We start from the raw sequence: 20,837 nt of genomic DNA on the forward strand, positions 1-20,837 counted from the left end.
AGTATGTCACTTATCTTAGTGACATACTTCACAGGAAATCTTATGGCAGTACGGTCTTTTGAAGAAGAGTTTGTTCCTTACGGCAAGGAACCTGCTTCCGAATATTTAGTGGTCAAAACGTCCCGCGAAGGCGTCATGCGCTCCGCCGCAGATGGAATTTCCGATTTGGTGGGATTGACCGACAATGAAATCGCTTATGTGCTGGGTATGACGCCCCGTAATTTGCATCGCATTCAGGGAGAGAAACGCCTTGGTACCGATGCTTCCGAGCGGTTGTTGCTGCTTCGCAACGTGCTCATTCATGCATTGGATACCTTTGAGGGAAAAGAAAATGTCGTCAGGCATTGGCTGAGAACACCTATCACTTCGCTTAACGACCAATCGCCGCTGCAAATGATGGATACCGTTACGGGTTTCGGGCTGGTGGATAATGTGCTCGGGCGCCTGGATTATGGTTTACCTGCCTGATTGCGCTGCATATGCCACTGGTATACAGGATCACGCGCGAAAAATATCGGGCTGACGCGCTTTCGACCGAAGGCGCGCGGCTGTTCGGTGCGCGCTGGAACCCGAAAGGCTTCGGCGTACTTTACACCACTTCTACTCCCGAACTCGGGCTCGTAGAAACCCTCGCACACGCGCCGGGCGTGCGCTACGAGGATCTTCCCAAATATTGGCTTTCGTCGATTGAGATTCCGGATGACATACGGCATTATGCGCGGAAAGATCTCCCGGACTTTTGGCAGGACAAAACCTATAGCCGCACACAATTCTGGCTTAAAGACTGGCTCATCAAACCTGATGTACTCGGGATCAGCCTCCCGTCGGTGATCGTACCTTTTTCCACCAATATCATTCTCCATCCCGATCATCCGCTGTTTGCGGACATTAGACTCATTGCCCAGGAGCCGATCCCGATCGACCGGCGCTTGTGGCGCAGCTAGCATTTGCTACTTCCCCGCATTCCGGTAAAATCGAGTGGCCTGAAACACTTTCCTCCCCGTATTCAACAGTAAAGACGCCCTGCGGGGGACTTATTCAGGCTAAACCAAAATCTGCATTTCATGAAGTTATATAAGACCGAAAATGGTATCCTCCTTGAAAACGAGGACATTTTCTACCGCCTCCACGAAACCGACTGGGACATTGTCGTGAACAGGAATAACCTGTACGAATGGCTGGAAGATCAGACCAAAAGCCTCATCGCATTGACGTTCAGCGACGATTTTCCAATGCCCGAGGCGCTGGCACCGATCGGTACCCAGGAAGTGTGGGCTTCCGGCGTGACGTATTTCAAAAGCCGCACGGCGCGGATGGAAGAATCCGAAAAAGCGGGCGGCGGCAGTTTCTACGATCGCGTGTACGAAGCAGAACGCCCGGAATTGTTCTTCAAATCGACGGCCTGGCGCGTAGTAGGCCATCATGGCACAGTCCGCATTCGTAAAGACTCAACCTGGGATGTGCCTGAGCCGGAACTGACCCTTTTCGCTACTTCGGAAGGCGCATTGGTAGGTTATACCATCGGAAACGACATGAGTTCCCGCAGCATCGAAGGCGAAAACCCGTTGTATTTGCCTCAGGCTAAGTCCTACACGGGCAGCGCAGCATTGGGACCTTGCCTTTATGTATTTAAAGAAAAGCTCGGTGCCGATACCGTGATCGACCTTTCCATCGTGCGCGGGGGCGAGGAAGTCTTTAACGGAGAAGTTACATTGGCCCAAATGAAGCGCAAGCCCGAAGAGCTGCTGCATTTCCTTTACCGCGAAATGGCGTTCCCGCAGGGTGCTTACCTGATGACCGGTACGGGTATCGTGCCATCCTCGGACTTTACATTGCAGGCCGGCGACATCGTCCACATTACCATCGAGCCGATCGGCACATTGACTAATACAGTAGGCTGATAAAAACAAAAAGCTGCGGGATCGGCTCCCGCAGCTTTTTGTTTTTATCGTGATAGGTTTGCTTACGAATGGCTCAGTTTGGGAATAAAGGTGAAAATCACACATTTCACCGCGCTTACCAGCTTGGTAACCATTGACTCCCCTTCACTTTCTTCAGACTCGCTTTCAAAAAATGCCGCCGGCCCTTCTTCCAGGATGCGCGCATTCAATGTCATCAATTCAGAACCCGGCATGCCAGCGTTTTTTACCACCTTCGCATGCTTCACCTGTACCGCTGCTTTCGCTTTCAGAACAGGCCTGGCCTTTCTCGCAATCGCCTTTTCAGTTACACATTCCTTGCCTGACTGCAACTTTCTGTGCGCTACGAACATATTATGCACGTAGCCCGTTGCGCTCGCTTGCAGGCTGATTATCAAGAGTAGTATTACGATTCTGAGTGTTTTCATGGCTATATTCAATCGTTAAGAATCCCTGGTGAAACCGGATGGAATTAGGTGTAACTCATTGACCTTACAAATATATATGTTTTGTTAGGTATCTTGCAATACATAGTACCTTGTTTTTAACATTTTTTTCGAAAATTCTTTAAATGCTTCCAAAGTACCGTGGCTGGCCGGATAACAGATGTAAAAGTAATATAAAAGGTTGCTCGAGATATCCGGAAAAAGACGAACCGTCAAAATTTCCGTCTGAACAGTAGCAGGTTACGGATAAATTGCAAAAGCGCCGACGAGGAAAATCCCCGCCGGCGCTTCTCTTTTCTTATTCCTGACGATTATTTCTCGCGGAAGAAAATCGTGATCGGGACACCCGAAAAATCGAAATTTTCGCGTAACCGGTTTTCGAGATAGCGCAAATAGGGCTCTTTCACATGCTTCGGATGGCTGCTGAAAAATACGAACGTCGGTGAAGGCGTCGGCAGCTGGATCATGTATTTGATATTGATATACTTCCCGCGGTGTGCCGGCGGAGGGTATTTTTCGATTTCCGCCTGCATTACCTCGTTCAGTTTCGAAGTCGAGATTTTCTTGGTTTTGTTTTGATAAACTTCCATGGCCTTCTCCATCACCTGGTGAATGCGCTGTTTTTCCACTACCGACGCGAAAATGATCGGCATGTAGTTCATCGGCGCCAATCTTTCCAGCAGCGCTTTCTTGTACTGATCGGCCGTTTTGGAATCCTTTTCAACCAAATCCCATTTGTTGACCATAATCACAATGCCTTTTTTCGCTTTGTCGGCCTGACCGATAATGTTCAGATCCTGGCCTTCGAGCCCGAGTGTAGCGTCGAGCAGGACGATACAAACGTCGGATTCTTCCATTGCTTTCACTGAACGAAGCGTGGAGTAAAACTCGATATCTTCCTTCACACGCGATTTCCGGCGGATACCGGCGGTGTCGGTGAGGATAAAATTCATTCCGAATGCATTGTAATGCGTATGGATCGCGTCGCGGGTAGTACCTGCAATGTCCGTCACGATACTGCGGTCGGTGCCGGTGAGTACGTTCAGAAATGACGATTTACCTACATTCGGGCGTCCCATGATCGCGATGCGGGGAATGCCTTCTTCCGGGTTTTCGACGCCTGCGGTTTCGAAATGCGTGATTACTTTGTCCAGTAATTCACCTGTACCGAAGCCGGTTTGTGCGGAAATAGCGAAAATTTCATCGCCCAAACCCAATTCATAAAACTCTCCTGCCGACTGATAACGTTCGGTCGTTTCAGCCTTATTGGCTACCAAATAAACGGGTTTATTAAAGCGACGGAGCACATTTGCGAAGTCTTTGTCGAGGTCGGTGAGGCCGGTCATGGTATCCACCATAAAAAGTACCACGGTCGATTCCTCGATCGCGAGCTCCACCTGGTCGCGGATCGCGCCTTCGAAAATATCTTCGGAACCTACTACATAACCTCCGGTATCAATTACTGTGAAATATTGGTCGGTCCATTCGCCGTAGCCGTAATGCCTGTCACGGGTTACGCCGCTCTGGTTGTCCATAATCGCCTTCCGGCTTTCGGTGAGGCGGTTGAACAAAGTGGATTTGCCCACGTTCGGACGACCAACAATCGATATTACATTTGCCATTTTCTTACTATTAATATGATCCGAGCCGGTCTGGCACCTGCTCTTCATTCGTTTTATTTAAAATTTATTCCTGGTACCCGAGCTGGCGCAGCTTGTTTTCCTTGCTTCTCCAATCCGGCTCTACTTTTACGTGCTGTTCGAGGAAAACTTTTTTGCCGAAGAAATCTTCAAGGTCCTGGCGGGCCTGCGTACCAACTTTTTTCAGCATTTCCCCTTTTTCACCAATAATGATCCCTTTCTGGCTTTTGCGTTCAACCAGAATTTCTGCACGGATCACAATGATGTCGTCCTTGTCCTTAAATTCAGTGATTACTACTTCGGAGCTGTATGGAATTTCCTGGCGGTAATTCAAGAAGATCTTTTCGCGGATGATTTCCGAAGCAAAGAAACGCTCCGGCTTGTCGGTTAGTTCATCCTCATCGAAATACGGTGGGTGGAACGGCAGACGCGACACAACCGCATCGAACAACGTCCCGATATTGGCCTTCTCCAATGCGGAGATCGGTATAATGGCGGCCGGATGAATTTCATTCTCCCACTCAGCCATCTTTTGCTTCACTTCCTCGTCGTTCGAAAGGTCGATTTTGTTCAAAACCAAAACCACCGGGGATTCGGTACGTTTCAGCAGCGGCAATACTTCGTGCTCGGCCGCCTTCTCCCCTATTTCGACCACAAAAAGCACCACATCGGCATCTTCGAGCGAGCCTTTCACGAAGGTCATCATCGAGTCGTGCAGCTTATACGAGGGCTTGATTACGCCGGGAGTATCCGAATACACCAGTTGGAACGGGATATCCTCATGTTTTCCATTCAAAATCCCGATAATACGGTGGCGGGTCGTTTGCGCTTTGGACGTGATGATCGACATTCTTTCGCCTACCAGCACATTCATCAGCGTCGATTTGCCCACATTCGGTTTTCCGATAATGCTCACAAAACCAGCCCGGTGGTTGCGCAACTCGGTATTATTATTTTCGACTTTTTCTTCCATAAAAATTACTTCTTCACTTTTTTCAGCTTCCCAAAAACGTGGTTCCTAGGGTGTTACTGTCAACTTGTCGTCCAGCATCCGGTTCGAATACTGCTGGATAAATGCCTTAACCTGCAATTCCATAGGCCCCTGAACCTCCGGAATACGGCCCATAAGGTTATTTTTCAAAAGCTTGTCTTCCTGATATTTATACAAACCTACGGTTTTCCGGCCATCAAATTGCAAAACATACGGCCCATTGAACCATTGATAGACGCCGTCATAGTTGACAGCGAAGTTGAGCGGCGGGTTCCCGAACACGTTTTTCCCAAAGCCGAAATAGGGTTTGTCATAATGTAAATAACCCAGAACGGACGGCATTATGTCTATTTGCTGGACTAACCGCGTGCTGTCGGTGCCGGTCATGGCTGGTTCGATGGGAGCGCCGTCGCGCTGCGAGGCGTCGCCCGGCGATTCGATGCCGGGTTCATAGAAAAGAATAGGAACCGAGAAGTTACCAACTGAGGTCTGATACTTCGGATAATGGGCGAATGTGGCTGAGTGATCTGCGGTTATCACGAATAAAGTATTCTTGAACCAGGGCTTATCCTTCACCGAATCGAAAAACCTGCGCAATGCATGATCGGTATAGCCCATGCATTCGTAAATCGGCAGCGGGCCTTTCGGGAATTTACCCTGGTAGCGCGCAGGCACCTTGTACGGGTCGTGCGAGGACACGGTAAATAGTGTGCTCATAAACGGCTCCTGGAAAGTATTCAGCTTTTTACCCCAGAATTGCAGGAATTCTTCGTCCCAGATGCCCCAGATACCGTCGTAATCCGCATCATTGTTGTATTCGGTTTTACCATAATAATCCTTGATACCGATCAGATTGGTGAATGCCTTGAAGCCCATCGAGCCGTTAGGCGCGCCGTGGAAAAAAGATGTATGGTAACCCTTGGCTTGCAGCATCTCGGGCAGGCTGGGCAGCTTGTTATCGGTATAGCGCGTCAGGATGAACGGCTCCATAATGCCCGGAATGCTCGTCAGTACCGACGGAATGGCTTCGATCGACTTCGCCCCATTTGCAAAGGAATACCAATGCACCTTGCTGTGCTGCATCAGCGAGTCGATGAATGGCGTGTAGCCTTTGTAGGCACCGTTTTCCAGGTCCTTGTTATAAGTACCTACCATTTCCTTCCCGAAACTTTCCCAAATGAGGATCACCACGTTTTTAGGCTGAAATGCAGGCGCGTTCGGATCGGGGTAATGGATCGGCGAATACACCGCATTCATTTCCTGCTCCGATTTGAAAAAACTTGCGCGTTGATAGTCGGAGCGTTTCAGGGTCTTGAAAATGCAAAATGGCGTGTTCAGTACGATGAACATCTCTTTTGGCTTATCCACGTATTCGCCTGCATTACTCAGCGTAATCGGACGCGTGCTGTGCCGGAAGCCTCCTTTCACCCCGCCGATAAAAAGAAATACCGCAACGGTCATCAATACACTGTGTACCAGGAATATCTGCCAGGCCGGGCGCGCAGGTCTGGTATCGACTTTCCAGCGGCGCGTTATGTACACGACCAGCGCTACGAGCATTACCCACACGAGCACCACGTACCAGTAGTTCACGATAAAGCCGCCAAACAGCTTGTGCATATTGTTTTCATGCGAAAATTCCTGCAATACCGACCACGTACTTCTTTTAATGGTGAAACGGTAGTAGATGAAATCGGCGCAGTTGGCCAGCAATGCAATGCTGTTGGTGATGATAAAAAGGTAGTTCAGGAATTTCTGAAACGCAGGCCGGTACTTGAACGTGACGGGGATGAGCGTGAGAAACACGTGAAGAATATTCGTGTAAAGCACCGCTACTAAGTCGAAACGCAAGCCGCCGAGAAATAAACGGGGCGCGAGTGCCAGACTAACCTCCGGAAAAAACGATTGGTTGAAGAAATAAAAGAGAATACGGCATACGGTGTACAAAATCATGATGCCGAGCAACCTGATCAGCAGCACCTGATGAATGCGCCACCCGAAACCGGAAGCGACTGAATATGAACGCATAAAATTGATGTCAGAACGTTAGAGGCAAACTTTTTTGAAAAGTTTTCACAAAAATAGTTGTTTTCTGTAAAACATTTGTTGTATGTTTGCACTCCAATTCAACGACACCGCGGGATGGAGCAGTTGGTAGCTCGTTGGGCTCATAACCCAAAGGTCGCTGGTTCGAGTCCAGCTCCCGCTACACAGGCCAAAGCCACTTTCGAAAGAAGGTGGTTTTTTTGCATTTGTGACCATTCCCGACCGGTTGTAAACTTTCTTAAAACAAAGTGGCAGGGCAAGGATTATTTGCACTATTTTGGAGCCGCCGTTTTGACGAAGTATCGATGAACCGCTCTATTTCCCTGACCTTCCGTACCAATGCATTCATGGAGCGTTACCTCCTGTGCATTTTCTTCTTTTTAAGCCAATTACTTCCCCCCGCGCAAGCACAAGAAGTCGCATTCAAATCCGACAAATACAGTCTCAAACATTATACAGCCGAAACCGGTTTGCCGCAGAACAGCATCAAAACAATTGTCCGTGACGATGCGGGATTCTTTTGGTTTGGGACCGAAGATGGCCTGGCGCGGTTCGACGGCCGAAATTTCCATATTTTCAACAGCTCCAACGCAAAGTTTTACTCCAATCGCGCCATACAGAGCTTCCGTAGCCTTTCGGACGAATGGCCCTATATTCTCCTCGAAGGAGATGAGGCCTATAAAGTTTCAGGTGGGCGCCTGACGAAAACCGATTTATACAAAAAGGACTTCAAAAAGCTGAATTCGTACAGTGCTGTCGAGAAAAGCTATTGCATGGCCTTCGAACTTACCAACCGGCACATTTACGATTATTACTGGAAGGGCGCCATTCTCCCGGTTTCGCCGGGCAACCACTATCTGTGCGACACAAGCAGTGTTACTTGCTTTCAAAAAGGCAAACTGGCCTACCGAGCGCAGGTTTCTTCCAAAAAAGTGATTGACTATTTCACAATCGGCCAGGATTTGTACCATTTCGACCGACTTAATGCAAGCATTTACCGCGTCGACCGCGGCGGGAAGCATCCGGTAACGATCACTGGCGATATCTTGGAAGGCCATGCTGGCAAAAGTGCGGGCCTGGAAATCCTTTGGAATACCTTCTCCAAAACACTGTTACTGGCTTCCGGCGGCCGAATTTTCAATGTCGATATCATAGGCCGCGATACTTTCGGCACCACCTTGCTGCTCGAAGGATTCGATACCAGCGAGAATAAAATTATCAGCTCGTTTTACGATAAGAGTAGCGGGTTACTGCTTCTCGGCAGCCATACCAAGGGGTTATTTGTTTTTACTAAAAAGCAATTTTCCGCTTTTCAGAACAGCGAGGGCTATTCCTTTCATGAACAAAGCCTGTACAAAAAACGCTATATACTTACCAATTTCGGCACGTACGATATCCCTTCGAAAGCGGAAGCGAGCCCTCTGGCCGCGGATAAGTTCAAAAGCTGGGGTCCGTTTGTAACAAAGACCGGCTACATCTGGGGCTACAAAAGGGATACGGCTTTCCTCTTCAATGAGCAAGACACCCGGTTGCTGGGCAAATGGCATATCGGCGACGACGTATGCATTTCCTACGTCGACCTGGACGGCAACCTCTGGCTGGGGCACCGGGACGGGCTTCTGCAAAGGTTCGATATGAAAACGTTCAAATGGACCTTTATCAAAGTTGCCGGATTGAATGTCCACATTACATTCCTGTTACAAGACAAAACATCCCATCCGAATCAAAGCATTTTCTGGATGGCTACGAGCTCCGGCCTATACCGGTATACATTTCCGGGTTACCGCTTTGAAAAGATTCGAAACTTCGGGAACAGGTCTGTGCATTCGTTGCTTTTGCGGCGCGCGGCCGGCGAAATGGAGGTTTGGGGAACTATCTCCGGCAAAGGCCTATTTTTGATTAAATACAACCACGCCACGCTTTTTCCCACAGACAGAAAAAGGCATTTGAGCTCCGCGCATTGCATTACCGAGGACAAGAACGGCTACTTTTGGGTACCTACCAACAAAGGCTTGTTCCAAATGAAAGCCAACGACCTGCTCGCGTCCGCCAGGCAGCCCGATAAAAACCTCTACTACCTGTATTACGACTACGAAAGCGGTTTCCCGACAAACGAATTCAACGGCGGCTGCATTCCCTGCACGATGGTATTGCCCGACGGGCAGTTCTCGATGCCTTCCATCAGCGGGCTTGTCTATTTCAATCCTGCTACCATTCGTCCGCAATTGCCCGACAAACCCCTCCTGATCGACCGGATCGAATACAATGGCAAGCGCGTGGATAAGGGCGATACTTTACAGCTCGACAACGACTTTGAATTTATCAAGTTTTCGCTTTCAACGCCCTACTTCGGACATCCGGACAATGTGCAGATCGATTACCAGCTGACAAGCCGCGAGCAGCATGGCTCATGGCTGCCTGTGCGCGAGGGCGGCGAGATTGTTTTCAACGGGCTTGGCAGCGGGCGGTATGTGCTCGCGATCCGGAAACTGAATGGGTTCGGGCCGAATAATTATACTACCAAACGGCTGGTATTCTTCATCGCCCCGAAATGGTACGAAACCTGGTTGTTCAGGACATTGCTCCTGGGCTTGCTGGTGCTCGGTACTTATGCATTTTTCAAATGGCGCACGCGCTCGATCGAAAAACGGAACGAAGACCTAGAACGCGCCGTAACCGAACGGACGGCCGCATTGAAAGAGTCCCAAAACGAGCTCAGCCGCCAGTTGAACATCCAGGCGCACCTCATCGCGTCCATCACGCACGATGTACGCGCGCCGCTCAAATACGTCACGCAGGCGTCGCGACAGATTCCGAAACTCAACGAAATGGGCGAGCGCGAAATGCTGAACCAGGTAGGCAATGCATTGGAACAGAGCCTTGTGCAGATGACCAACTTCCTGGATAACCTGCTTAGCTACGTTCGGACGACGCTTTACCATAACAAGGTGGAAACATCGCACGTGAACCTTTCGGAGCTGATCGCACAGAAATTGATATTGTTTGAAAAGGTATTTCAGCTTTACAATAATGATGTGTCGAATGACGTGCCGCCGGGTCTCACTGTCCATTCCAACCCGGAATTGCTTTCGGTGGTGATCCATAACCTTATCGATAATGCCAGCAAATACGCCCGCAACGGCCAGATCCGCATTTTTTCGATGGTTACCAGCCAGTCGGTACATCTCGTCATTGCCGACTCCGGCAAGGGAATCGACCCGGAAGTCAGGGAATGGTTTAACAATCCGGCCTCGGCGCATTCCGATTCCTATGGCAATGCGTCGCCGAAAGGTTTCGGCCTGGTAATCGTAAAAGAGGTGGCGCGCCTGATCAATCTTTCCGTTTTTGTCGACAACCACGACAGCGGCTGCGAATTCCATCTGGTGTTCGACACAGCCCAAGCCAGCGACCGGTTACAGTAGCCTCGCGACTTTATTACTGTCAGTATCAATTCATTCCTCAAACCTGATAAAAATAGAAACGAAAAATTTATTTGCTATCGGTGACATATTGTTTTACAGGTTTTGCATTATATTTGGAAAAAATTAATAGCAAGAAGTAAATTTATTCTACAATTTTATACAACAACACCTACAATGTTGTATCTTGCCGTTGATTTACTCATGATGCCATGCGAATATGATTATGACAAACCCTTATTTCTCCGGCTTCGAACATAGTGCAGCGCAAATCCGGCGTTTTCTGCAAACACACAAGACATTTACACTTCTGCTTTCAGGCGGACGTATCGTTCACCACGAGGCAGAGGACGCAATCCGTTTCAGAACCTGGCTTTTGACACATCAGATCGATGATGTCCGCGAATCTTTTACGAAGAATTACTCGGCTTACAACCTGATGTCGGCCTAGGCCCGGCGGCTTCCTGCGCACGATTGCTTGTCCGGCATTTTTTGCCACGCTCTTCCCATTTTTTAGTGGTTCCTTTTGCATTCACGCCAGTGGCGATACGCCTATAATGTTCGGGAATAGCCTTGCTAACAGACTATTTCTGAAAAAAATACAGAAATTTTGACTTGAATAATTTTTTTGTCTACCTTTGCAAGCCAAAATTACGGGTAGACAGAGATTTATATCGCAATAATTTGATACTGAGATGAAACGTACCTTTCAACCATCGAATCGCAAGAGGAGAAACAAGCACGGATTTCGTGAGAGAATGTCCACTGCAAACGGACGCAAAGTTGTGGCTGGCCGTCGCAAAAAAGGCCGTTGGAAACTGACTGTTTCTGACGAAAAACGTCACAAGCAATAATTAGCGCTTGAAGGTTTGAGTAGAGGACGCTTTCGTCTTCCATAGTCTGATAAGTTTGGTAACCACAAACTTATCAGACATTTTTTTCTACAAGAACTTGAAACAGACATTTGGTAAAAGCGAGCGGTTATGTAACCTCCGTATCATCGGCAGGCTTTTCAAAAAAGGCAGCCCGGAGGTTCAGACGTTCTACCTTTATCCATTCAGGGTGCTGTACATGTATGACCAGCAGTCGCCCGAACCTCTTCCACAAGTACTTTTCTCCATTTCCAAAAGGAATTTCAAGAAAGCGGTCGACCGCAATCTGATTCGCCGCCGGTGCCGCGAGGCTTACCGCCTGCACAAATCCGCGCTTCTGGCATTACCCGCCGAAACGCGCCCTTCCTACATTGCTTTTTTGTATCTTGCAAAAGAAATAACTTCCTATGACGTTATTGAAACGGCCATGAAGCAGTCGCTCAGAAAGCTTGAAAAACTGCCGCCTGCCTTTCCCAAAGAACAATCCAATTCCTGAACATAGATGAAAAAGTATCTTCGTTCCATTTTGCTGGCTGCTCCCGTTGTGGGCGGGCTCGCATTCTTTTCATTCCGTCACGACGACCGTCTTTTCGAAATAGCGCGAAATCTGGACATCTATGCTACGCTTTTCAAGGAATTGAATGCGTATTATGTCGATGAGATCAATCCTAACCTGCTGATCAAGACGAGCATCGACAATATGTTGCGCTCGCTCGACCCGTACACTGTGTACTACGCCGAGGACGACATCGAGGATTACATGACCATGACCACCGGCAAGTATAACGGCATTGGGGCGATGGTCAACTCCGCGGATGGCAAGCATACCGTGATGATGGTGTATGAAGATACCCCTGCGCAGAAAGCAGGTTTGCAGCTCGGCGACGAGATCACCAAAATCAACGACATCGACCTTTCGACACGTGAGGATTTCGATACCGGCAAACTGCTCAAAGGCCAGACTCAAACGGCTGTCAAACTCACCGTAAAACGCTACGGCAACACCAAGCCGCTGGAAATTACATTGAACCGCGACATCGTGAAGGTGACCAATGTGCCTTACTACGGCATGTTGAACGAGGAAGTGGGTTATATCGATCTGAAAGACTTCACCGCAACAGCTTCCCGCGAGGTACGCAATGCATTCCAGGAGCTGAAAGGCAAAGGCATGAAATCCGTCGTGCTCGACCTGCGCGACAACCCGGGCGGATTGCTGAATATGGCGATTGAAATCTCGAACATATTCATTCCAAAAGGCGAAGAAGTGGTTTCGACCAAAGGAAAAGTGAGTGAATGGAACAAAACCTACACGGCTTACAATCCGGCGCTCGATACAGAAATTCCAGTGGTGGTTTTGACCAACAACCGCAGTGCATCGGCAGCAGAAATTGTGTCCGGTGTTATCCAGGATTATGACCGCGGCGTGCTGATCGGCCAGCGGACTTATGGAAAAGGCCTCGTACAAACCACGCGCGACCTTTCATTCAATACCAAAATGAAGATCACGACCGCCAAATACTACATTCCGAGCGGCCGGTGCATCCAGGCGATCGATTACAGCCACCGCAACGACGACGGCAGCGTGGGCAAGATTCCCGATTCGCTCATGACCGAATTCAAGACGAAAAACGGTCGGGCGGTGTTCGACGGCGGCGGTATCCTGCCCGACATTATCACGGAAAAGGAAAGCTTCTCGCCACTGGCCATTTCGCTCGGACGTAACCGCCTGTTCTTCGACTACGCGGTGAAATATCATTTCGAACATCCGACCATTAAGCCCGCAAAAGAATTCCAACTGACCGACGCCGATTATGCCGCATTTACAAAATGGCTGGGCGATAAGGAATACGATTACACTACGCAAGTGGAGCGCGACCTGAAAGACCTGGAAGCCTCGGCCAAAAAGGAAAAATCTCTGGAAGTGATTGAGGATCAACTAAAAGCATTGAAATCCAAGCTTTCACACAGCAAAGATAACGATCTGCAAATCTTCAAACCGGAGATCAAAAAAATCCTCGAAGAAGAAATTATCAAGCATTATTACCTGGAAAAAGGCATGCGGGAAGCGTCTTTCAACGAAGATCCCGAAGTGAAAGCGGCGCTGGCGCTCTTCAAAGACCCGGCCCGTTACAGCCAGATTTTGAAAAAGAAATAATACCACCCGGCCCGTCGCTCGCGGCGGGCTTTTTGTTTTTATATGCTTCTATTAAGTATCGACACATCGATCCGCGGATGCTCGGTGGCCGTGCACAACGACACCGGCCTGCTGGCAGCTTACGACCTTTTTACCGACAAATCCTCGTCCGCAATGCTCACCACGCTCATGCGCGACAGCGTGACGCACGCGGGATTTGCACTTTCGGACATCGACGCGATCGTGGTCGCGAAAGGCCCGGGCTCGTATACAGGCCTGCGCGTGGGCGTGTCGACCGCGAAAGGCCTCTGCTATGCATTGGATAAGCCGCTGATCGCCATTAATACCTTGCAGGCAATGGCTTTACAGCTCGCGCCGTTCTATCCGGGCCATTTGTTCTGCCCGATGATCGATGCGCGGCGGATGGAAGTTTACGCGGCGGTACTGGATGAAAACAATGCATTCGTGCAGGAAACGCAGGCTGTGATTTTGACTGAAAACTCATTTGAAAACCTGCTGGCGACCAATAAGGTCGTTTTCTTCGGTGATGGCGCGGCTAAATGCAAGCCGTTGTTCGGGCAGCATGCGAATGCGGTTTTTCCTGAAATTGATATCAAACCGTCAGCCAAAACAGTGGGCCAGCTGGGCGCATTAGCTTTTGCAAATGGGCAATTTGAGGATGTAGCAACATTTGAGCCCTATTATCTGAAAGATTTCATGTCGCCCGCGCCGCGGAAAGCCAGCACGCTCGTACAGTAATCGACGATTTTACAGGTTTGTCAAACAATCGCCCGCATTTTGTTGTTAGCCTTTTTGTAAATGGATTTTAAGCATGGAAACTGACGAAATAGTAAACCGGGTTGCCACCAGCGGCATTGTCTCACTCGATCTCGAAGAGCTCTACCACCCCGGCGAACGCATTGTTTACGATATCAAAGACAACCTCTGGCAGGGCATGATCCTGCGGGAAAAAGACTTCCGCGACTTTCTCAAAAGCCACGACTGGGCTCAGTACCAGGGCAAAAATATAGCGATTATCTGCTCCGAGGACGCGATTGTACCCACCTGGGCCTATATGCTCCTCGCCGTTCAGCTCGAACCTTATGCAAATGCATTCGTTTTCGGTGATTTGAATGCATTGGAAGACAAACTTTTCGCCGACGCCATCAGTAAGCTGAACGCAGAAGAATTTGCAGGAAAACGCGTGGTAGTGAAAGGTTGTAGTAAAGTAGAAGTGCCTGTTTCGGCTTATGTAGCGGTGAGCAAGTTGTTGAAACCGGTTGTGCAAAGCCTGATGTTCGGCGAGCCTTGCAGCACGGTACCGCTCTATAAAAAGCCCAAATCTTCCGTTTCCTCCACCGACTGATCTTCCTCCGTTTTAATCAGTTTGAAAGTCATTCTGTGGTAGGAACAAGGGCCGTGCAGCACGATTGCTTTGCGGTGATGGATGGTCGGATACCCTACATTCTGCTCCCAGCCATAATGCGGGAATTGCCGGGACAGGTTGCTCATCAGCTCGTCCCGGTAATTTTTTGCCAAAACCGAAGCCGCCGCAATGGAAAGGTAATGCGCATCGCCTTTGATAATGCAGGTGTGCGGGATCATCGGGTAAGGCGTGAAGCGGTTGCCATCGACGAGTAAATGCTCCGGACGTACCCGCAGCTTGTCCACCGCGCGGTGCATAGCCAGAAAACTCGCTTTCAGAATATTGATTTTATCAATTTCGACATTATCTACCTCAGCCACAGCCCAGCTGATCGACTCCCTGATAATCTCTTTTTCCAGATCCAGACGCTGCGCTTTGGTGAGCTGCTTGGAATCATTGAGGAATGAATGCCTGTAATCGCGCGGCAATATCACCGCCGCGGCCACTACCGGCCCGGCCAGACAGCCTCTTCCCACTTCATCCAACCCTGCCTCGACGGCGTCGATATTGTAATAAGCTTTCAGCATCAATCTTCCAGAATATTGGCCATAAATGTACTCTTCGTCCCAATCGCCACCAGCAGCAATGTAACTGCCCAATAGAGGTAAACGCGGTAGTAATCCTTCACATCCCGCGACAGCACATCGCGTGATTTCACTTTTTCGAGCTGGTCGATCTGTTTAAAAACCGTTTCAAGCGCGGTATTATCGGTAGCACGAAAATACTTCCCATTCCCGATTCCCGCAATATTTTGCAGCTCTCCTTCATCCATTAATGCCCCTGCATTGGCCGTAGTATCGGCTTTCGACATTTTTTTGGGCCGGCCCACCGAAATCGCGTACACCTTTACGCCGAATGCATTGGCAAGCTGTGCGGAAGTGGTGGGACCGAGGTTACCCGAAGTATTATCGCCATCGCTGATCAGGATGCCCACCTTGCTTTCTCCCGGCGTGTCGCGCATCCGGTTCACCGCCACTGCCAATGCGCTGCCGATAGCGGTACCGGGCGTGGGGATGAGGCTCGGCGTTACCTCGTTGAGAAAGCCGTATAATAATTCATAATCCGTCGTAAGCGGGCAGAGCGACACCGCTTCTCCCGCAAAAACGATCAGCCCGATACGGTCCTGCAAACGGCCTTTAATGAACTGGCGGGCCATTCTTTTGGCGGCTTCCAGGCGGTTAGGGCTTAAATCCTTCTCGATCATCGAATCCGAAATATCAAGCAGCAGCATGATGTCGATACCCTCGGAATATTGGTCTTTCCGCTCCGAAACCACCTGCGGCCGTGCTAATGCCATTAGAATAAAGCAAATGGCCAGCCCCACACATACCGGCTGTACAAACCGCAGCAATGTAAGCCAGCTGCGGAAACCGGTTACCGACGTGTAAGTGATTGTGAGCCGCTGCTTGTGCTTGCGGTGCAATGCATTCCGAAGCCAGAACAGGAACGGCACCAGCGGCAGCAAATAGAGGAAATAGGGATAAACCCATTCATACGACCGCAGCGCATTGTACCCGAACCATTCCAGTGAAAACCAATTCTCCATTCAATGACCAGGGTTATGCGACGGGGTTATCGAGTACAAACTTCCTTTTGGCGCGGTACAGGCGGGTAGCACCGGTTTTGAGCACTTCCAGGTACTGATCCATATTCCCGGACCGGCTCTGCCCGTACACGATACTGTCCATGTTTTTCAATGCGTCGGCCAGTGCGTCGTCGGGCATGTTGTCGATAATCTCGCGGGTAGTGTAAGTAGCAAAGGGCTTTTTCTCCAACCTTTCCAAATAGTTTTTCCAGATGATAATGGCCTTTTCGGCATCCTTGATATTGCTCTTCTCGCGCGCGCTGCGCATGAGGCGGTTGAACGAGCGCACGTATTCGAGGTGCCGGCGCTGCAATTTGAGCAACTGCCATTGCTTGTAAATATCCCGCCCAAAAACCCAGTAAATGCTCCCTACCACGCCGATAATCAACGCCATCGAGCCGATCAGCATTGAAAAATTGAACTCGCTGCTGAGCGGTACCAGTCGGGCCTCTTCTTTCAATACCGGCTTTTTCCGGAGATCGATATTGTTGTTTTTAATGAGTAAAACCGAGTCGGGCGCGGTGTAAACAGCTGTGCAGTCTTTCTTTTGGAATACAAAAACCGGCAAGCGGAGCCGTTGAACCTTCGAAACGTCGAAGGAAATGAGGTGGTAAACTGCGCTGTCGAGTGTGCCGCGGGCGTCGGTGCTGGACACGAAAGTTCTTTGGGATACCAATTCAAAAGGTGCAAAATCGAATGTACTGTCGGGGAAGAAGATCTCGGATTCGGGGCTGTGGCGTACGCTGAGTGAAAAATAAACCGGCTTCCCTACTTCCAGGCTGTCGGTCAGGAAAATGCCTTTCGGCTTCATACGCTGCTTGCGCGCGTCTCCCGCCATGCCCGAAAAGCACAGCAGAATTCCCATAATCACCGAAAAGATTACCTGAAAGACCCTAGCCATTGGCCGAACTTTTGGTATAACGCCTCACTTTAAACAAATGGATCAGCGCCGGCACATAATCTTCCTGGGTATTGATGGAAATATAGTCGGCGCGGTTCTGGTGGCACAACCGTTGCAATTCTGCGCTGCGTTTGCCGAAACGGTTGGCCATTTCCTCGCGGTACTGGCGCGAAGACGTGTTCACCCAAACGGTGGTCTTCTTTTCCGCATCGTAAAGCGGAATAATGCCCAGTCCTGGCAGGTTCACCTCCCGCGAATCGTACAAATGGATCACGATCAAATCGTGCTTGCGGGCCAGCGCTTTGAGGTTATGCTGGTAATTGTTGTCGATAAAATCGGAGATCAGGAATATCAGGCTCCGGCGGCGCAGCACATTCAATGCGACGAGAATAGCTTCCGCGATATTGGTTTTGGTAGATTCGGGAACGAGCTTGTAAAGCTCCGAAATGAGGCCGTAACCATGTTTCATACCGTCGGACGGGCGAATGTAACGTTCGTTTCTATCCGAAAAACAGAGCAAACCTACCCTGCTCGCTTCCTGAATGGCCGACAGGGTCAACACCCCGCATATTTCCTTTGCAATATCGATTTTCAGCTTCTTGATCTCCCCTACCTGCTGCGACGCGCTCACATCGAGCATAAAAAACGCCGTCTGCTCCTTATCCTCTTTGAAAATCTTGACAAATGTACCGTGGCCTTTCGCAGAAGTGTTCCAGTCGATCGCCCGCACGTCATCGCCGTACTGGTACAAGCGCAGGTCGTCGAATTCCAGGCCGGACCCTTTGAATACCGAGTGAAAATTGCCGTGACGCTCGCTGGTCACCGCTTTCCGCATCCGGATTTCATACTTCCTTAACTTACCCAGGAACTGCTCAAACATAAGTTTTGCAAAAAAATCACCACCTTTGTCGTCTGGTGTACCTAAAACAAAGATAGGTATTTTGATAGTAAGCTACGCCCTGCCATGAAATTCACGACCGGTATAAGCCTTCTGGCGCTTTTTTTGCTGCTGCTTTCGGCCTGCTCCGAAGAGGAGAAACCGCCTAAGGGGACATTGTCCGAAGAAAAAATGGCCGTCATCCTGACCGACATCCACCTCGCCGAGGCACGCGTGAACCGATTACAGCTGAAATCGCTCGATTCGTCGCTTATGATCTTCAACCGTTTGAAAACTGATATCTGGAAAAAACATAAGGTTGATACCACGGCCTATCGCGAAAGCTACTCTTACTACATGAGCCATCCCGAGCGCATGACGACCATTTACGAAAAAGTGAACAAGAAAGTTGAGGATCGGGAGAAAAATAATAATATTAAGCTCTGAAATTTTTGTATCGCGCTCTATACTACGCATTTAACTTCTAAACTGGACAATTTCTGTGAACGATTGCATTGTAGTTATCCCTACCTACAACGAACTTGAAAATGTTGAAGCCATCATCAGGAAGGTTTTTAGCCTGAAACATCCATTCGATCTGTTGATTATAGACGACGGCTCGCCGGATGGCACCGCAGGGATCGTCAAGGAGTTAATGAAGGAGTTTTCGGGCCTGCACCTGGTAGAAAGAAAAGGAAAACTGGGCCTGGGTACCGCTTATATCCACGGCTTCAAATGGGCGCTCGAAAAAGGGTATAATTATATTTTCGAAATGGATGCCGACTTCTCGCATCCGCCGGAAGACCTTGTGCGCCTCTACAATGCGTGCGCCAACGAAGGCCACGACGTGGCGGTAGGTTCGCGGTATATTACGGGTGTGAACGTGGTGAACTGGCCTATCAATCGGGTGTTAATGTCCTATTTCGCAGGATATTACGTCCGGATGATCACCGGAATGCCGATCATGGACCCTACCGCCGGCTTCATTTGCTACACCGCCAAAGTGCTGAACACGATCAATCTGGACAATATCCGTTTCATCGGCTATGCATTCCAGATCGAGATGAAGTTCAACTCGTGGAAATACGGTTTCAGCATTACCGAGGTGCCTATCATCTTCACCGACCGCACCAAAGGCGCCTCAAAAATGTCGAAAGGCATTTTCAAGGAAGCTATCTTTGGTGTGATCACGTTGAAAATCAACAGTTATTTCAAAAGGTATATCCCTAAGCATTCAGCTCAGAAATTGCCAGCCAACTCATAAGGCCGGTCGAAATTTCGAGTGCGCTTTCATCGATATCGAATGTAGGTGTGTGCACGCCGGAGATAATTCCGCGTGCCTCATTGCGCGTTCCGAGTCGGTAGAAGCATGAGTCCACGACTTGTGAGTAGAATGCGAAGTCTTCGCCCGCCATCCAAAGGTCGAGGTCGATGACGTTTTCGGCGCCCATATAACCTACCGCTGCTGTGCGTGTGCGGCGTGTGAGTTCAGGGTGATTTTTCAGGAATGGATAACCTTTGACAATCTCGAACTCGCAGCTTCCGCCCATGCCTTCGGCGATGCTTTCGGCCATTTTCTTCATGCGGCGCAGGCCGTCCTCCCGCCATTCCTCGTCCATACACCGCCATGTTCCCTGAATGGTCACTTCATTTGGGATCACATTCGTAACGCCATCGGCAATGAAACGGCCGAATGACAATACGGATGGGTTCGCCGGGTTGCGGTTGCGACTGATGATCTGCTGCAATGCTACTATAATGTGCGATGCCATCAGCACAGGGTCAACCAGCTGGTGCGGCGCCGCGGCGTGGCCGCCTTTACCTTTTACCGTCAGATACAGCTCGTCGGTGCTGGCCATGTACATTCCCTCGCGGAAGCCGATTTTGCCCACCGGAATATTCGGCGCCACGTGCTGGCCTACCATGCTGGCTGGTCTTGGATTTTCCAGCACACCTTCTTTTATCATCAGGGATGCGCCGCCCGGTGCTTTCTCCTCTGCCGGTTGGAATACCAATTTAATGGTCCCCTCGAACTCCTCGCGCAATGCGTGCAGGATACGCGCCGTGCCCAGGAGCGATGACGTGTGCACATCGTGCCCGCATGCGTGCATTACGCCCGGGACGGTGGATTTGTAGGGAACATCGTTCGCTTCGAGGATTGGCAATGCGTCCATATCGGCGCGCAGGCCGACGATCCTCTTACCCGGATTGCGCCCTTCGATAATCGCTACCACACCGGTTCCGGCAATGCCCTCTTCGGGTTGCAGACCGATGGCCGTCAGCTCGGATGCAACGTATTTGGCCGTTTTGAACTCTTCGAATGATAACTCGGGGTTACTATGCAGGTGATGGCGGTGGGCAATAATGTCTTGCGACTGATCCTTGGCAAGCGCTTTGATTTTTTCCTGAAGCTGGGACATGATATTGAAGTACTACGGGTTGTCTTTACAAAACATTCAAAGGTAATAATAAAAAAATGGCACGGTATCGTTGCCATGCAACAGAAAAACACATCGCCCATTTGCTAAGAACGCGGCCCGCATTGGCTGGTGTTCCAAAGAAAAAGGGTAATTTTGACCGG

The 20,837-nt window shown here is 49.7% G+C and carries 21 protein-coding genes and 1 tRNA gene; 13 read left to right on the forward strand and 9 right to left on the reverse strand.

Translation table 11 applies throughout. The features are described 5' to 3' along the window. The first annotated feature begins 42 nt into the window (after positions 1-42). The 3 genes from BLQ88_RS23440 to BLQ88_RS23450 all read left to right on the forward strand — a co-directional run bounded on the left by BLQ88_RS23440 (position 43) and on the right by BLQ88_RS23450 (position 1,901). Positions 43-468: an Xre family toxin-antitoxin system antitoxin gene (locus BLQ88_RS23440; protein ID WP_090155029.1), complete on the forward strand. Its 426-nt coding sequence runs from the start codon at positions 43-45 to the stop codon at positions 466-468. 11 nt (positions 469-479) lie between these two features. After that, positions 480-944 carry an RES family NAD+ phosphorylase gene (locus tag BLQ88_RS23445; protein ID WP_090155031.1) on the forward strand — a complete coding sequence of 155 codons (465 nt, stop codon included), beginning with the start codon at positions 480-482 and terminating at the stop codon, positions 942-944. A 120-nt stretch (positions 945-1,064) separates the two neighbouring features. Continuing rightward, complete coding sequence (locus BLQ88_RS23450) at positions 1,065-1,901, forward strand: fumarylacetoacetate hydrolase family protein (protein WP_090155033.1); 837 nt, start codon at positions 1,065-1,067, stop codon at positions 1,899-1,901. A gap of 62 nt (positions 1,902-1,963) precedes the next feature. Here the strand turns inward: BLQ88_RS23450 and BLQ88_RS23455 are convergent, their stop codons facing one another. The 4 genes from BLQ88_RS23455 to BLQ88_RS23470 all read right to left on the reverse strand — a co-directional run bounded on the left by BLQ88_RS23455 (position 1,964) and on the right by BLQ88_RS23470 (position 7,024). Beyond that, positions 1,964-2,347, reverse strand: coding sequence for a hypothetical protein (locus tag BLQ88_RS23455; RefSeq protein ID WP_090155035.1), 384 nt, complete (start codon positions 2,345-2,347; stop codon positions 1,964-1,966). Between the two features lie 329 nt (positions 2,348-2,676). Then, positions 2,677-3,987: a ribosome biogenesis GTPase Der gene (der, locus tag BLQ88_RS23460; RefSeq protein WP_090155138.1), complete on the reverse strand. Its 1,311-nt coding sequence runs from the start codon at positions 3,985-3,987 to the stop codon at positions 2,677-2,679. Positions 3,988-4,051: 64 nt separating this feature from the next. Next, the gene (gene era, locus BLQ88_RS23465; RefSeq protein ID WP_090155036.1) at positions 4,052-4,978 is read right to left on the reverse strand and encodes a GTPase Era; all 927 of its coding nucleotides are present in this window, start codon (positions 4,976-4,978) and stop codon (positions 4,052-4,054) included. A 45-nt stretch (positions 4,979-5,023) separates the two neighbouring features. Then, entirely contained in the window at positions 5,024-7,024 is a 2,001-nt protein-coding gene (locus BLQ88_RS23470; protein ID WP_090155038.1) for an LTA synthase family protein, read from the reverse strand. 108 nt (positions 7,025-7,132) lie between these two features. On the opposite strand from BLQ88_RS23470, the gene BLQ88_RS23475 reads away from it, so the two are divergent. From BLQ88_RS23475 to BLQ88_RS23510, 8 genes are all read left to right on the forward strand, one after another. Beyond that, positions 7,133-7,205: transfer RNA gene (locus BLQ88_RS23475), tRNA-Met, on the forward strand. Between the two features lie 142 nt (positions 7,206-7,347). Continuing rightward, on the forward strand, positions 7,348-10,464 hold the full coding sequence (locus BLQ88_RS23480) for a sensor histidine kinase (protein ID WP_090155040.1): 3,117 nt from the start codon (positions 7,348-7,350) through the stop codon (positions 10,462-10,464). 223 nt (positions 10,465-10,687) lie between these two features. Beyond that, a complete protein-coding gene (locus tag BLQ88_RS23485) occupies positions 10,688-10,912 on the forward strand; it encodes a hypothetical protein (protein WP_229212818.1) in 225 nt (74 codons plus the stop codon). 244 nt (positions 10,913-11,156) lie between these two features. After that, positions 11,157-11,315 carry a 50S ribosomal protein L34 gene (gene rpmH / locus BLQ88_RS23490; RefSeq protein WP_015813300.1) on the forward strand — a complete coding sequence of 53 codons (159 nt, stop codon included), beginning with the start codon at positions 11,157-11,159 and terminating at the stop codon, positions 11,313-11,315. Positions 11,316-11,412: 97 nt separating this feature from the next. Then, positions 11,413-11,829, forward strand: a complete 417-nt coding sequence (locus tag BLQ88_RS23495) for a ribonuclease P protein component (protein ID WP_090155044.1) — start codon at positions 11,413-11,415, stop codon at positions 11,827-11,829. A gap of 6 nt (positions 11,830-11,835) precedes the next feature. Next, positions 11,836-13,488: a S41 family peptidase gene (locus BLQ88_RS23500; RefSeq protein WP_090155046.1), complete on the forward strand. Its 1,653-nt coding sequence runs from the start codon at positions 11,836-11,838 to the stop codon at positions 13,486-13,488. A 42-nt stretch (positions 13,489-13,530) separates the two neighbouring features. Continuing rightward, positions 13,531-14,226: a tRNA (adenosine(37)-N6)-threonylcarbamoyltransferase complex dimerization subunit type 1 TsaB gene (gene tsaB, locus BLQ88_RS23505; protein ID WP_090155048.1), complete on the forward strand. Its 696-nt coding sequence runs from the start codon at positions 13,531-13,533 to the stop codon at positions 14,224-14,226. Between the two features lie 73 nt (positions 14,227-14,299). Then, positions 14,300-14,833: a DUF2480 family protein gene (locus tag BLQ88_RS23510; RefSeq protein ID WP_090155050.1), complete on the forward strand. Its 534-nt coding sequence runs from the start codon at positions 14,300-14,302 to the stop codon at positions 14,831-14,833. Here BLQ88_RS23510 and rnhB read toward each other — a convergent pair. The 4 genes from rnhB to BLQ88_RS23530 are packed head-to-tail and all read right to left on the reverse strand — an operon-like array spanning position 14,794 to position 18,259. Beyond that, positions 14,794-15,420, reverse strand: a complete 627-nt coding sequence (gene rnhB, locus BLQ88_RS23515) for a ribonuclease HII (protein ID WP_090155052.1) — start codon at positions 15,418-15,420, stop codon at positions 14,794-14,796. The two genes, BLQ88_RS23510 and rnhB, sit on opposite strands and share 40 nt — an antisense overlap. Beyond that, a complete protein-coding gene (locus BLQ88_RS23520; protein WP_090155054.1) occupies positions 15,420-16,439 on the reverse strand; it encodes a VWA domain-containing protein in 1,020 nt (339 codons plus the stop codon). The genes rnhB and BLQ88_RS23520 overlap by 1 nt, the downstream gene beginning before the upstream one ends. A 13-nt stretch (positions 16,440-16,452) precedes the next feature. Further along, the gene (locus BLQ88_RS23525; RefSeq protein ID WP_090155056.1) at positions 16,453-17,379 is read right to left on the reverse strand and encodes a hypothetical protein; all 927 of its coding nucleotides are present in this window, start codon (positions 17,377-17,379) and stop codon (positions 16,453-16,455) included. Then, complete coding sequence (locus BLQ88_RS23530) at positions 17,372-18,259, reverse strand: DUF58 domain-containing protein (protein ID WP_090155058.1); 888 nt, start codon at positions 18,257-18,259, stop codon at positions 17,372-17,374. Before BLQ88_RS23530 ends, BLQ88_RS23525 begins: the two co-directional genes overlap by 8 nt. Positions 18,260-18,343: 84 nt before the next feature. Here BLQ88_RS23530 and BLQ88_RS23535 point away from each other — a divergent pair, with 84 nt between their 5' ends. Together BLQ88_RS23535 and BLQ88_RS23540 are read left to right on the forward strand one after the other, a co-directional pair. Then, a complete protein-coding gene (locus BLQ88_RS23535; RefSeq protein ID WP_090155060.1) occupies positions 18,344-18,703 on the forward strand; it encodes a DUF4296 domain-containing protein in 360 nt (119 codons plus the stop codon). 55 nt (positions 18,704-18,758) lie between these two features. Next, a complete protein-coding gene (locus BLQ88_RS23540; RefSeq protein WP_090155062.1) occupies positions 18,759-19,520 on the forward strand; it encodes a polyprenol monophosphomannose synthase in 762 nt (253 codons plus the stop codon). On the opposite strand, the gene BLQ88_RS23545 is transcribed toward BLQ88_RS23540, so the two are convergent. Next, a complete protein-coding gene (locus BLQ88_RS23545) occupies positions 19,483-20,676 on the reverse strand; it encodes a M20 metallopeptidase family protein (protein ID WP_090155064.1) in 1,194 nt (397 codons plus the stop codon). The two genes, BLQ88_RS23540 and BLQ88_RS23545, sit on opposite strands and share 38 nt — an antisense overlap. Between the last annotated feature and the right edge of the window lie 161 nt (positions 20,677-20,837).

The organism is Dyadobacter soli (assembly GCF_900101885.1).
GTDB lineage: Bacteria > Bacteroidota > Bacteroidia > Cytophagales > Spirosomataceae > Dyadobacter > Dyadobacter soli.